This is a genomic window from Psychroserpens sp. XS_ASV72, assembly GCF_041224425.1.
In the GTDB taxonomy this organism is placed as follows: domain Bacteria; phylum Bacteroidota; class Bacteroidia; order Flavobacteriales; family Flavobacteriaceae; genus Psychroserpens.
In genome coordinates, this window is record NZ_JBGFGL010000080.1 from 462,913 (window position 1) to 476,245 (window position 13,333).

General features: G+C 34.8%; 16 protein-coding genes. 10 read left to right on the forward strand and 6 right to left on the reverse strand.

Going from position 1 to position 13,333, the window contains the following annotated elements; genetic code table 11:
- Window positions 1–208 precede the first annotated feature (208 nt).
- Window positions 209–943 carry a LytR/AlgR family response regulator transcription factor gene (locus AB9K26_RS13020; RefSeq protein WP_369972991.1) on the forward strand — a complete coding sequence of 245 codons (735 nt, stop codon included), beginning with the start codon at window positions 209–211 and terminating at the stop codon, window positions 941–943.
- Window positions 944–1,022: 79 nt separating this feature from the next.
- Window positions 1,023–2,927, forward strand: a complete 1,905-nt coding sequence (locus AB9K26_RS13025) for a tetratricopeptide repeat protein (RefSeq protein WP_369972992.1) — start codon at window positions 1,023–1,025, stop codon at window positions 2,925–2,927.
- Window positions 2,928–2,935: 8 nt separating this feature from the next.
- Here the strand turns inward: AB9K26_RS13025 and AB9K26_RS13030 are convergent, their stop codons facing one another.
- Entirely contained in the window at window positions 2,936–3,502 is a 567-nt protein-coding gene (locus AB9K26_RS13030) for a DUF3109 family protein (protein WP_369972993.1), read from the reverse strand.
- A gap of 111 nt (window positions 3,503–3,613) precedes the next feature.
- Here AB9K26_RS13030 and AB9K26_RS13035 point away from each other — a divergent pair, with 111 nt between their 5' ends.
- From AB9K26_RS13035 to AB9K26_RS13045, 3 genes are read left to right on the forward strand one after another with little or no spacing between them, the layout of a single operon-like run.
- The gene (locus tag AB9K26_RS13035; RefSeq protein ID WP_369973095.1) at window positions 3,614–4,201 is read left to right on the forward strand and encodes a MarC family protein; all 588 of its coding nucleotides are present in this window, start codon (window positions 3,614–3,616) and stop codon (window positions 4,199–4,201) included.
- Window positions 4,202–4,210: 9 nt separating this feature from the next.
- The gene (locus AB9K26_RS13040) at window positions 4,211–4,414 is read left to right on the forward strand and encodes a hypothetical protein (RefSeq protein WP_369972994.1); all 204 of its coding nucleotides are present in this window, start codon (window positions 4,211–4,213) and stop codon (window positions 4,412–4,414) included.
- The gene (locus AB9K26_RS13045) at window positions 4,414–5,016 is read left to right on the forward strand and encodes an FAD-dependent oxidoreductase (protein WP_369972995.1); all 603 of its coding nucleotides are present in this window, start codon (window positions 4,414–4,416) and stop codon (window positions 5,014–5,016) included. Before AB9K26_RS13040 ends, AB9K26_RS13045 begins: the two co-directional genes overlap by 1 nt.
- On the opposite strand, the gene AB9K26_RS13050 is transcribed toward AB9K26_RS13045, so the two are convergent.
- From AB9K26_RS13050 to AB9K26_RS13060, 3 genes are all read right to left on the reverse strand, one after another.
- Entirely contained in the window at window positions 5,013–6,620 is a 1,608-nt protein-coding gene (locus AB9K26_RS13050) for a S41 family peptidase (RefSeq protein WP_369973096.1), read from the reverse strand. The genes AB9K26_RS13045 and AB9K26_RS13050 overlap by 4 nt on opposite strands.
- Window positions 6,620–7,051 (reverse strand): cytidine/deoxycytidylate deaminase family protein, encoded by a 432-nt coding sequence (locus AB9K26_RS13055; RefSeq protein WP_369972996.1) that lies wholly within the window; start codon window positions 7,049–7,051, stop codon window positions 6,620–6,622. The genes AB9K26_RS13050 and AB9K26_RS13055 overlap by 1 nt, the downstream gene beginning before the upstream one ends.
- Before the next feature lie 110 nt (window positions 7,052–7,161).
- Complete coding sequence (locus tag AB9K26_RS13060) at window positions 7,162–7,752, reverse strand: HupE/UreJ family protein (protein ID WP_369972997.1); 591 nt, start codon at window positions 7,750–7,752, stop codon at window positions 7,162–7,164.
- 245 nt (window positions 7,753–7,997) lie between these two features.
- Between AB9K26_RS13060 and AB9K26_RS13065 the strand changes: the two genes are divergently transcribed.
- From AB9K26_RS13065 to AB9K26_RS13085, 5 genes are all read left to right on the forward strand, one after another.
- Entirely contained in the window at window positions 7,998–8,762 is a 765-nt protein-coding gene (locus AB9K26_RS13065; protein WP_369972998.1) for a MotA/TolQ/ExbB proton channel family protein, read from the forward strand.
- A gap of 25 nt (window positions 8,763–8,787) precedes the next feature.
- On the forward strand, window positions 8,788–9,231 hold the full coding sequence (locus tag AB9K26_RS13070) for a hypothetical protein (RefSeq protein WP_369972999.1): 444 nt from the start codon (window positions 8,788–8,790) through the stop codon (window positions 9,229–9,231).
- 18 nt (window positions 9,232–9,249) lie between these two features.
- A complete protein-coding gene (locus tag AB9K26_RS13075) occupies window positions 9,250–9,855 on the forward strand; it encodes an ExbD/TolR family protein (RefSeq protein WP_369973000.1) in 606 nt (201 codons plus the stop codon).
- A gap of 15 nt (window positions 9,856–9,870) precedes the next feature.
- Window positions 9,871–10,350 (forward strand): ExbD/TolR family protein, encoded by a 480-nt coding sequence (locus AB9K26_RS13080; RefSeq protein WP_369973001.1) that lies wholly within the window; start codon window positions 9,871–9,873, stop codon window positions 10,348–10,350.
- 98 nt (window positions 10,351–10,448) lie between these two features.
- On the forward strand, window positions 10,449–11,165 hold the full coding sequence (locus tag AB9K26_RS13085; RefSeq protein WP_369973002.1) for a porin family protein: 717 nt from the start codon (window positions 10,449–10,451) through the stop codon (window positions 11,163–11,165).
- Between the two features lie 4 nt (window positions 11,166–11,169).
- Here the strand turns inward: AB9K26_RS13085 and AB9K26_RS13090 are convergent, their stop codons facing one another.
- Complete coding sequence (locus AB9K26_RS13090) at window positions 11,170–11,775, reverse strand: hypothetical protein (protein ID WP_369973003.1); 606 nt, start codon at window positions 11,773–11,775, stop codon at window positions 11,170–11,172.
- Window positions 11,775–13,241 carry an RNA polymerase factor sigma-54 gene (rpoN, locus tag AB9K26_RS13095; RefSeq protein WP_369973004.1) on the reverse strand — a complete coding sequence of 489 codons (1,467 nt, stop codon included), beginning with the start codon at window positions 13,239–13,241 and terminating at the stop codon, window positions 11,775–11,777. Before rpoN ends, AB9K26_RS13090 begins: the two co-directional genes overlap by 1 nt.
- Window positions 13,242–13,333: the final 92 nt, after the last annotated feature.

Sequence of the window (13,333 nt, forward strand, 5' to 3'; positions counted from 1 at the left end):
TATTTGGTCAATAAATCGTTGGTACAAATATGTATAAATTTAGACCTCGCTTATGATGAATTTGTATAATTGGTCATAAAAAATGTATAGTTGGTATAAGAGGAATAAAAACGCCCTTAAAAACTATTTTTTTGCACATTACACACAAAAAAATACTAACCACACATAATCTGAATATGGGAATTGTATAAAATCCTATATTTGATTTATGATACATGCAGTTATAGTTGATGACGAGCCAAAAGCTATTCAAAGCCTGACTTGGGAGTTGTCAAATTTTAGTTCTGACATTGAGGTTGTTGAGACGTTTTCAAATCCTGAAGACGCTATTGTGTACCTCAATGAAAATCCGCCAGATTGTTTGTTCTTAGATATCCAAATGCCAACGATGGATGGATTCCAATTTTTAGAACGCTTACCCAACAAGGATTTTGCAGTGGTGATTACAACTGCTTACAATGAATATGCCATTAAAGCCTTAAAGCATGAGGCCATAGACTATCTTCTGAAACCAATAGATTCGGATGATCTTGAGGACACCTTGAAAAAAATCAAAAAACATAATTACAGAGCTCTAAACGTTTCTAAAATTGAAGAAGTACTAACCAATTTCAATGGCAAGTTCGATACGAAACGCGTTACCATAAGTGCCGATGGGAAATTGATTTTTTTAAATATTGATGATATCCTATATGTAGAATCAGATGGCAACTACAGTACAATTCATATGGAGGATGGACAACAATTGGTTATTACTAAGAAACTTAAGGAAGTTGATGCTACTTTACCAGAGCATTATTTTTTCAGAATACATAATTCCTACATCATCAACTTGACAAAGATTAAGGAGTTTATCAAAAGTGAAGGCTATGTGGTCATGCTTTCCAATCACAAAATCCCAGTAGCTCGGCAGCGAAAATCAGACTTTTTAGAGAAATTATAATATGTACAAAAGGTTTCAAACAGACAACGTTTTACGTGTTAAAACCAAACTATGTTTGGTTTTATTAGTCTTTTGTTCCGTGTTATTATTACAATCTCAAAACACTGAGATTTCAGTATTTGATTCTAGTCTGTCTGTAATAGAAACAAAGAAGCCAACCAGTTTTAAAACCCTTGATTCCTTATTTTCAAACGTTTCAAGAGACAGTTTAAAAATGCGCCAGTTGGCGAATAAATCGAAAGCGATATTATATCCAGAAGGTGAAAGCTATGCCTTGAACGCTTTAGGTGTGATTTACAGAGATACATCGCAATATGAGAAGGCGATAAACTTGCACCAAAAGGCAAAGGCGTTGGCAGATGAGGTCAACAATAATTTATTGCAAGTCATCAGCCTTAATAATATAGGTGTAGCTTATAGGCGAATGGACTTGGTTAAGCCTGCATTAGATTTTCATACCAAAGCCTTGGATATCGCCAGATCTGTTAATAATCCTTCCGAAGAAATCAAGTACAATATTGCAGTGTCTCAAAATAGTATCGGTAATATCTATTTGGTTTTGGAGCAATATGAACTTGCCATGCGGCAATTTCAAAAATCATTGGTGATTGAAAAAGAAGCAGGAAATAGATTAGGACTTGCTATCAATTATCAAAATATAGGATTTGCTTACGAGGCTCAAGGTGAATTTGATAATGCGTTACGTAACTATAAACGTTCTTTAGACTATAACAACCAAATAGATTCTGAGATTGGTAGAGTAATTTGCTACAATAGTATAGGTAAGGTTTATATTAAACAAGAGCTCTTTCAAGAAGCACAAGTAATTATTGAAAAAGCACTTCAAAAAGCTTTGGTGATTGGCGATCAGTTTTATGTTGCGTCATCTTATATCAACTTGGGTTGGGCTGAAAAAGGATTGAAAAAATATACCAACGCAGAACGTAATCTGAATAAAGGTTTGAAAGTGGCAGAAGAATATAGTTTGAATTTATCTATTGTTGAAGCTAAAAAACAATTATCAGACTTATATGAAAAAACCAATCGGTCGCAACTGGCTCTTGAGTTTTATAAAGGTGCTATAGAGCTGGAAAAGACCATTTCTAATGAACGTAATTTAAGATATGTCAACGATGTCATCATTCAATATGAGAATGAGGCTAAGAACAAACAAATTCAAGCTCTTGCTGATGAAAATGAACTAGTGCGTTCACGTCTGGAGCGCAATAAGAAAATCTTTTGGTACTCAATGTTAGCGTTATTTGTTATAGGTGCTGTGCTGGTTGCTATATATAGAACGCGTCAATTACAACAGGAGAAACAAATTCTTACGTTGGAACAGGATATGTTGAGAAGCCAGATGAATCCACATTTTATTTTTAACTCTTTAAATTCCATAAAGCTATACATCATTAATAATGAGAAAGAAAATGCGGTTTATTATTTGAATAAGTTTTCTAAGCTGATACGAAAGATACTGGTCGCTTCCACTGAAAAAGAAATCTCATTAGCGGATGAAATCGAAACCATGAAACTGTATATGAATATTGAAAACATCAGGTTCTCAAACCAGATTCATTTTGAGGTTGATGTTGAGGAAGGTTTCAATACTTCAAGTGTAAAGGTGCCTTCTATGATTTTACAGCCCTTTTTGGAAAATGCGCTCTGGCATGGTTTGTCCTCTAAAAAAGAGGATGATAAGACCATAAGCCTAAGTGTTTATAAAACCAGTGATGATTTTGTGACCTTGGCTATTGAAGATAATGGTATCGGACGCGAACAGTCTGAAAAAATAAATCAAAACAAGCTTCTGAAACGTAAATCGGTTGGGATTTCATTAACCAAAGCACGACTGGCTAATTTCTCTAAAGGGTATGATAAAGACTACAAGATTCATATTGAAGACCTTTACGATAATGATAAGCCTAAAGGTACTCGAGTGGTAATTGATATTCCTATTCGTTCGACATTGAAATCTGCCTAAACGTTCTTTTATCTGTAATTTTCTGCGATTTTCTCAAGTTGCGCATACCAATCTTCACCAAACTTTCGAATCAAGGCTTCTTTTACAAATTTATAAACAGGTACTTGAAGTTCTTTGCCCAAAGTACAGGCATCATCACATATTTCCCATTTTTCATAGTTGACAGCCGAGAACTCAGAATAACCCTTGATGCGAATAGGATATAAGTGGCATGATAAGGGTTTTTTCCAAGTGACCTCTCCTTGATTGTAGGCTTCTTCAATACCACAAAGCGCTGTGTTGTGCTCATCAAAAATGACATAGGCACATTCTGCCCCATCAATTAAAGGTGTTTCCAGCTCACCATAAGTTGTTTTAATATAAGTGCCTTGTTCTTCAATAGCTTTAATGCCTTTTTCTCTCAGAAAGGGTTTTACCTTTGGATAAATGTCTTCAAGAATTTTTGCTTCTTTGGCTTCCAGAGGAGCACCAGCGTCACCATCAACACAACAAGCCCCTTTACACGCCGAAAGATTGCAAATAAAGTCTTTTTCAATGATGTCTTCAGAAACGATGGTTTTGCCTAATTGAAACATGTCAAAACGAATTGTTTTTCAGTGAGCAAAAATAATCAAACTTAACCGTTATTTAATACTAAAAATCACCTTTAAAAGCCTACTTTTGCCGAAAATTTGAAAACCATGGATATTCAATTCAATTTTAAGGAGATATTTACGGCATTTATGGTGCTTTTTGCTGTAATCGATATTGTTGGGAACATTCCTATTATTATCGATTTACGTAAGAAGGTTGGTCATATCCAAAGTGAAAAGGCCTCTATTATTGCTGGTGTGATCATGATCTTATTTTTGTTTTTGGGGAAAACCATTTTGTCATTAATTGGTGTTGATGTGAATTCGTTTGCGGTTGCTGGTGCTTTCGTGATATTCTTTATAGCTTTGGAAATGATTTTAGGCATTACACTATACAAAGACGATGGTTCTAGTGCGATGACAGCTTCAGTCTTTCCATTAGCTTTTCCCTTGATTGCTGGACCAGGAAGTTTAACGACATTACTGTCTTTAAGAGCTGAGTTTTCCATTGAAAATATTATCGTAGCGGTTATTTGTAACGTTATTGTTATCTTTATAGTTCTTAAAACATCGGCGAAGTTGGAACATGTTTTGGGCAAAAATGGCATTAACATCATTAGAAAGGTTTTTGGTGTGGTTTTATTGGCCATTGCCGTAAAATTATTTGCTCACAATATCAAAGCATTGTTTGAATTAGCTTAAAAACACCTTATGAAAGTATTTACAATCATCGTAACCATAGTAGCTTTAGGATTAATAGGATTTAATATTTCCCAAATTGATTGGAATGCCCCTTTTGAAGGTCAAAGTGTTATTGCTCTTATTACCATTTTAGCAGCTTTATGCGCCATCATATTATTGCAGGTCTTAAGGTTGTCGAAACGTGTTGATGAAAAACTAAAAGAGAAGCGTTAATGTTTGATGTCTTAATTGTTGGAGGTGGTGCAGCAGGTATGTCCTGTGCTTTAGTTTTGGGCTCGGCAAAATCAAAACCATTTGTAGCAGATAAACATATTGGGATTATTATGCACCAAAGATCATCCCATTTACAAAGTGCTTTATTTAATAATGTCTTGGGCTTAGCACCTGGAACGACTGGAGCGTCCATTTTGGAAAATGGGAAAGCTCAATTAAAAGAGCTCTATCCACACGTGGAGCAAATCGAAAAAGAAAAGGTCACATCCATATTTAAGTCTGCGGAAGGTTATATAGTCACCACGAATAAAAACAAATACTCGACTAAAATTGTTGTTGTTGCTGTAGGTTATACCAATTTGGTTGATATTGTTGGACTTCAACCTTATATAGAACCGCATCCAAGAGCTGTAGTTGAAAAAGAGCGAATATGGTTAAAAAACAAGGACCATTTAGTGGATGAAAATTTCTATGTTGCTGGTACAATGGCAGGATGGAGAAGTCAATTTGCAATTGCTTCTGGAAGTGGCGCACAAGTGGCTACAGATATTCTTACACTTTGGAATGGTGGCAAGCACACTAAGGTGCATGATAAGATTTAATGGCTGAAGTCGTAATTATTTTGACTCAACAAAATAACCTCCTCAATCATATCATCAGTTTGGTTTAAGACTTGCTCTGCTGTATTACTACCAAATAATTGACTAGCGAGTTCTGCCTTAATAAGTTGTTTCATGCGATTTCGATAATTGACAAAAGAGATGGTGGTGCGCTCCTTCAGATTGATATAGTCTTCAAACCTTTTTACAACCGCATCACTAACCTCAAAATTCGAAATAAAATCATTACTATCGACACCATCATAAAAATATCGATCTTTATCCAGTTCCTCAAACACAAAATTACTGATATATCCTTTCCTGTTGATGTAATTCAGAGTTTCATTTTGGGCACTTGTATTTAGTGGGACAAACACATCTGGAATAATGCCACCACCACCATAAACAATCTTGCCTTGTGGTGTGGTGAACTTTAATGAGTCGGCAATTTGTATATTGTCAGAATTCTCAAGTTCTCCATTACTTAAGCGTTTGTAGTAATCGTTGTGATAATCATTACTGTTTCCGTTGTGATAAGGGCGTTGAATGGAGCGTCCAGTTGGAGTATAATATCTAGATACAGTAAGGCGTACTGCACTGCCATCTCCTAAAGCCATTTCACGTTGTACAAGTCCTTTGCCATAGCTTCGTCTTCCTACAATTGTACCTTTGTCATTATCTTGTAGTGCACCTGCCACAATTTCACTGGCTGATGCAGAGTTTTCATTGATTAGGATATAGATATCACCTTCCTCAAAATCACCACGACGAGTGGCATAACTCTTTTCAATTTTTCCAGCTTTGTTCTTTGTAAAGAGAATAAGTTTGTCATCTTCCAAAAATTCATCTACAATTTGCTCGGCAATCCCTAGAAAACCTCCTGGATTATCACGAAGGTCTAAGGCTAATTTTGTGGCACCTTGATCTTGTAAAGCGTCTAGTGCTTTTTTGAATTCCTTGTACGTAGATTCTGCAAAACGATTAATTTTTATGTAGCCCAAATTTTCAGTCAACATATAATGGGCATCAACACTTTTAATAGGGACGTCAGCATATTTTACTTTAAAATCTATGAACTTGTCTTCACTTGGGCGATAGACTTTAAGATTGATTTTACTGTTTCTTTCGCCTTTTAGTTTTTCAATAATCTCTTCATTACTCCAATCTCTACCAAAAATGGAATCTCCATCTGCCATGATAATTCGATCACCACCTTTAATTCCTGCCTTTTCGCTTGGACCACCTTCAATAGGTCTAATAACCGTAATCGTGTCTTTGTAAGTATAAAAACTCACACCAATGCCTACAAAATCACCTTTCATGTTATCGGTAACCCGTTGCAATTCACTTTTAGGAATGTAAATAGAATGCGGATCGAGATTGTCTAAAATACCATTAACAGTAACATCAACAATACTATCAGTGTTGATTTCATCGACATATTCATAATCTATGTAATCAATAAGACGATTGAGTTTGTCCTTTTTACTATTAGTGGTAAACAAACGGTCAGAAGTATCGGTAAAATTTAATTTTCCGCCAATAAATACACCCATAGCGATTGCTAATCCTAACAATAATGGTGTGTATTTTTTTTGGAATTTCATCATGCAGTTAAATCTTCAATATGTTCAAGAGCAATACCAGCTTTTTTAAGGAACTGAAGCCCTGAATCATCTTTATAGCCTTGTTGGTATACCACACGAATTATGCCAGCTTGATGAATGAGCTTACTACATTCTTTACAAGGTGAAAGTGTAATGTACAAGGTGGCACCTTTACAAGATTGCGTAGAAGAGGCCACTTTCAAAATGGCATTTGCTTCAGCGTGCAAAACATACCATTTAGTATAACCTTCATCGTCTTCACAATAATTTTCAAAGCCTGTAGGCGTGCCATTGTATCCATCAGAAATAATCATTCTATCTTTTACAATGAGTGCACCCACTTGTTTGCGTTTACAGTGTGAAAGTTTACCCCATTCTTGGGCAATCCTTAAATAAGCTTTATCGTATCGACGTTGTTTTTCTTTTGACATTGTATGTTATATCACATTTCAAATGTAACAATTATTGAAAAAGGTATGAACAACAAAAGTAGCGGTTTACGTTAAAGTTTTACCAAAAAAACAAGGGCTTTCTTAAATTTTTAAGACCACAGTTCACTTCGAATGAGCATAGGCAGTACGATGCCTACAACAATTGATGAGGAGACCATAACCCAATCACGTTTGGAAAACCGAAATAAAGTTTGCGATAGAAAGCTAATGAAAAGTACAACAAAACATAAAATCAGCTGACCAATTTCAATGCCTAACCCGATCTCTAATATGGCAATCCATTTCGATTCAGAAGTTGCAACCAAGCGATTCAAGTCATCAGTGAACCCTAATCCGTGAACCAAACCAAAAAAGAGTGTCGCAAAAAACAAAAGGCCAAACGTGTTGGTATGCGACTTTTTACCTGCTGTAAAAACATTGAAAAGTCCGACGATAAAAATAATCACGGGAATGAGAAAATCAATCAGTGTTTGGCTAATACTTATGATCTTGTAAACTACCAGCATAAGTGATAGGCAGTGAGCTAAAGTGAATACGCTCACAAGAAAAAGGATTCGTTTCCAATCTTTAAACAGATAGGGAACCGATAAAACAATTAAAAATAAAATATGGTCGTAGGCATTAGCGTTAAAAATATGGTAGATTCCATTTTGAAGATGCGCTAAAAAATTATCTATCATGTCATGGTTTTTATTTGGGTCAATCCAAATTTACATTATATAATGAGATTCTCAATATTATTTTTTCAATAAAAATTAAGTTCAAATTAGGAATGCTAAACATTTTATTTATTTTCGTGCCAAAGTAGAATTAACATAGGTACAATAGTATGTTAAACCTTTGTACTCTCTCGTGAATTTTATTTTTTAATTACATTTTTTTTATATCTTTAACACTTTAACTAATAAAATTAAGAACTAGAACGATGAAAAGACTATTTTCTATCTTAGCCATAGTAGGATTCATGGCATTCGGTACTGTTAATGCTTATGCAGTAAACACAGCAACTACGGCAGTTGCAACTACCTTTCAAAACGCTGAAGAACCAGAAGCAGAAGAAGCTTCATTTACACAAGTTGTAAAAGAGCGTTTCATTGAAGGTGGTCCATTCTTTATGGGAATTGTATTGCTTTGTTTAATTCTAGGTTTAGCAATCGCTATTGAAAGAATTATTTACTTGAATCTTGCCACTACAAACACTAAGAAATTAACTCAAAATGTTGAGGATGCACTACAATCTGGTGGTGTTGAAGCAGCTAAAGAAGTTTGTAGAAATACAAAAGGACCTGTTGCTTCTATTTTCTACCAAGGTTTAGATAGAGCCGATGAAGACATTGATGCAGCAGAAAAAGCAGTTGTTGCCTATGGAGGTGTTCAAATGGGTCAATTAGAGAAGAATGTTTCTTGGATTTCATTATTTATCGCCTTGGCTCCAATGCTTGGTTTCATGGGTACAGTACTTGGTATGATTGAAGCATTTGATAAAATTGAAGCTGCAGGTGATATGAACCCATCGTTAGTTGCTGGAGGTATTAAAATTGCCTTATTAACTACAGTATTTGGTCTTATCGTTGCCATCATATTACAAATCTTTTACAACTACATTATTGCTAAAATTGATAGTATCGTAAATGATATGGAAGATGCTTCAATAACTCTTATGGATTTATTGGTAAGACACAAGAAATAAACCAAATTATTAAATCATACATCATATGAATATTCAAAAAATAATCAAAATTGTTGCTTTAGTAATTGGTCTGATTGCGGTATTCTTCTTAGTAAGAATAATTATGATTGGCGATGAAGCTATTGAAACAGATGTTGCAAACCAAGGTATTTTATCATCGTTCATTACGCTTGCACTAATCGTTCTGGCAATTGCAGCTATTTCGGCTGTGGTATTCAGTCTAGTAAACTTGGTCAGCAATCCTGATAAACTGAAAAAAGCACTGCTATCTGTTGGTGTGTTTGCAGTGATTTTACTCGTAGGCTATTTCCTTTCCTCAGGAGAGGAGAGAATTTTAAGTGATGGTTCTACGCTAACTGCTACGCAATCACAAATGATTGAAGGAGCGATCAAATCATTTTACATTTTAATTCTATTAGCAGCAGGATTGATGCTGTTCTTTGGGGTTAAAAAGATGTTAAGTAAATAAGAAACACAGAATATTATTATGGCAAAACGATCAGCACCAGAAGTTAATGCAGGATCAATGGCTGATATAGCATTCTTGCTACTCATATTCTTCCTAGTTACTACGACCATCCCAAAAGATTCTGGGATTACGCGTAAGTTACCACCTATTGAAGAAAATGATGAGGATGTTATTATTAAAGAGAAAAACATCTTTACGGTTCTTATTAATGATAAAGACCAATTATTGGTTGAAGATGAATTAATGGAAATCAAAAATTTAAGAGCCGCTGCTGTTAAGTTTTTAGATAATGGAGGCGATGGTACTTGTAGTTACTGTCAAGGTGCAAAAGACCCTAAGTCTTCTGATAATCCAGACAAAGCTATCATATCGCTTAAGAACAATAGAATGACCTCTTATAAGGCTTACATTACGGTTCAAAATGAATTAGTAGCAGCTTATAATGAGTTGCGTAACAGAAGAGCTTTGGAAATAGGTCCTAAAAAAGGTTTTTCTGATATGACCTTCATTGAAATGGAAAAAGCTTACGACGATCCTAAGTTTATTGGGAATAAAGACAAGCTAAAGGAGGTTATCGAGCAAATTAAAATTGAGATTCCTCAGAAGCTTTCTGAAGTAGAATAACATAAAAGATAGAACATGTCTAAATTTAAAAGTAAAAAGGATAATAGTTTACCAGCAGTGAATACAGCATCATTGCCTGATATTGTATTTATGCTTCTATTTTTCTTCATGGTAGTTACCGTTATGAGAGAAGATGAATTGAAAATTCTTAACAGACTACCTCAAGCAGACCAAATTGAAAAGCTGGATAAGAAATATCCTATCAGTTATATTTATGTAGGTAAGCCAGCTAAAGGTTATGAAAAGTATGGAAGTGAAGCTAGAATGCAATTGAATGATAAGTTGGCAGATATTAGCGAAGTTCAGGCTTTTATTAATGCCGAACGTTCTGCACTACGTGAAGAGCTTGTGCCTAAGTTAACCGTTTCACTTAAAGTGGATAGGGAAGCTAATATGGGTATCGTTGGAGACATTAAAAAGGAGTTGAGAAAAGCAAGTGCGTTTAGAATCAACTATACGACTGCAGCTGGTGATGCCAAGAAAAATCTTGATTAAGATCCTATTATTAAATTATATCATAAGCACTCTTTATGAGTGCTTTTTTTATTTCTATCCTCCAAATTTTATAGTGTTTATTCCGTTATATTTGTACTATGAGAACTCTCTATTTCTTACTGTGTTTTGCTTTCACGATCCTTACCGCTCAAGGGCAAAGCCAAATAAAACCATCTTCTGTTACAGATACAACAGCTGTGGTAGACAATAACTATAGAGAAGATCAATTTTATTTTTCAGTGACTTATAACTTGCTGGGAAATAAACCCAATGGTGTATCGCAAAGTGGTTTTTCAACGGGTTATCACTTAGGTTTTATTCGGGATATGCCAATCAATAAACGTCGCAATGTCGCCATTGGAATTGGTCTAGGACTCTCAACAAACTCTTATAACCAAACCCTTTTAATTTCTGAAGCTAACGATGGCTTTAATTATACGGTTCTAGATGATAACGAGGTTAACTATACCAAGAATAAGTTTACGACCTATTTAGTAGAATTTCCTATTGAATTCAGATGGCGAACCTCTACAGCAACCGAATACCAATTTTGGCGAATTTATGCTGGACTCAAATTAGGTTATGTATTATTGAATTCTACAAAGTTTAAAAGTCCTGATGGTGATATTAAGTTATCTAATGTTAATGATTTCAATGCACTTCAGTATGGACTAACCTTTAGTGCAGGCTACTCTAATATTAATTTTCATTTTTATTACGGATTGAATACGATTTTCAATGAAGATGCAAAAATAGATGGGAACTCTTTTGAAATGAATTCCATTAGAATAGGCTTAATGTTTTACATTTTGTAAACCACTACATCCAATAGTTCAATAAGATAATTTGAGGCATCAATCCCACAAAAAAACCAATTATCAATTCCAATACTGTATGTGCCTTAACATGGAGTCTTGAAGTGCCAATTGCACCAAGAATAATGCACATTAAAGCTATTGTGCCATTTATGTTAATCTTAAAATGGATGGCTAGTGCTACTGCAAACATAAAGAATCCAGAGGCTGCAATCATGTGTATACTGGCTTTAAATTTAACGACCGCTAGAATGAAACAAGTTATCGTTGAAATAAGGATGCCTATGAAGAAAAAATATAGCTCTGGGATTTCATTCTGAGGTAATACACGAAACAAAACCAATAAGATTATAAAACAATTTAATAGCAAGGGAAGCTTACGCTCATTGGTAGATTCCAAATAAACCGAATGAACCTTGTTAAGCGTTTTTAAAAGGTAATACAGTAACATTGGAAGAATAATGGTAAGAATCGTTATTGAAAATAACTTTGCCTTAATAATAGGGTCTGGAATGAATCTTGGCGTTTTTGAAAAGTAAAAAATAACACCCAGTAATGGCATTAACAATGGATGAAAAATAAAAGAGATGCTTTTTAAAATGGAATCCATCATATCTTTTTTCGTAACCGTGCCACTGGTATATCTAATTGTTCACGATACTTTGCAACGGTACGTCTCGCTATAGGATAGCCTTTTTCTTTTAGTATGGAAGCCAATTTTTCATCGGTTAATGGCTTTCTCTTATTTTCTTCTTCAATGACGGTTTCCAATATTTTTTTAATCTCTCGTGTAGAAACTTCTTCACCTTGATCATTAGTCATCGATTCTGAAAAGAATTCCTTAATGAGTTTTGTCCCATAAGGTGTATCGACATACTTACTGTTAGCGACTCGAGATACTGTCGAAACGTCCATGTCTATTTCATCTGCGATATCTTTCAAGATCATTGGCTTCAACTTACGTTCATCACCTGTTAAAAAATACTCCTTTTGGTAGTGCATAATGGCACTCATCGTCACAAATAAGGTTTGTTGACGTTGCTTGATTGCTTCAATAAACCATTTAGCAGCATCTAATTTCTGTTTGATAAACAGTACGGCATCTTTTTGCGATTTACTCTTGTCTTTGGATGCTTTATAACCTTTCATCATGTCACTGTATTCCCTTGAGACATGAAGCTCTGGAGCATTTCGTCCATTAAGGGTCAATTCCAATTCTCCATCAACGATCTTAATCATAAAATCAGGAACGATATGTTCAATAGGTTTGTTGCTACCTGAATAGGAGCCACCAGGTTTCGGATTTAAATGTTCAATTTCATCAATAGCATCCCTTAACTGAGCTTCAGTGATATCAAACTTTTGCAATAATTTTTTATAGTGCTTTTTAGTGAATTGGTCAAAAGCCTTATCAATGATATCACATGCCAATTCAACATCTGGTGTTTTCTCTTTTCGATGTAACTGAATACTCAAACATTCTTGAAGATCACGAGCACCAACACCTGCTGGATCTAATTGGTGGACTTTATGAAGGATTTTTTCAACCGTCTCTTCATCTGTATAAACCCCTTGTGTAAATGCCAAATCATCAACAATATCAGTTAACGAACGTCTTATATAACCACTTTCGTCAACACTGCCTACCAAAAATTCTGCAATTTCGTGCTCGTTGTCGCTAAGACGAAACGTATTCAACTGATTGGTTAGATGTTGTGTGAAAGACGTTCCAGCAGCATAGGGCACATTTTTTTCTTCATCGTCACTACTATAGTTGTTGGTTTGTGTGCGGTAATCTGGAATTTCGTCATCACTTAAATAATCATCTACATTGATGTCTTCAGCATCAATTGTGTCATTATCATTAAGGTCATCATTTGAATTATCAAACTCGTCCAAAGCATCAAACTCATCTTTAAGTTCTTCCTTTCCACTTTCGAGCGCAGGATTTTCTTCAAGTTCTTGCTTTAAACGTTGTTCAAAAGCTTGCGTCGGTAACTGAATCAACTTCATGAGCTGAATCTGTTGTGGCGACAACTTTTGAGATAATTTAAACTGTAGATATTGCTTGAGCATATTTTAAATTTGGATAGAAGTAAAGTTAAAAAAAAACAATCTATATTATTGAGTAAACATAGATTGTTTTTTGAGATTTATAAGTATAAAAA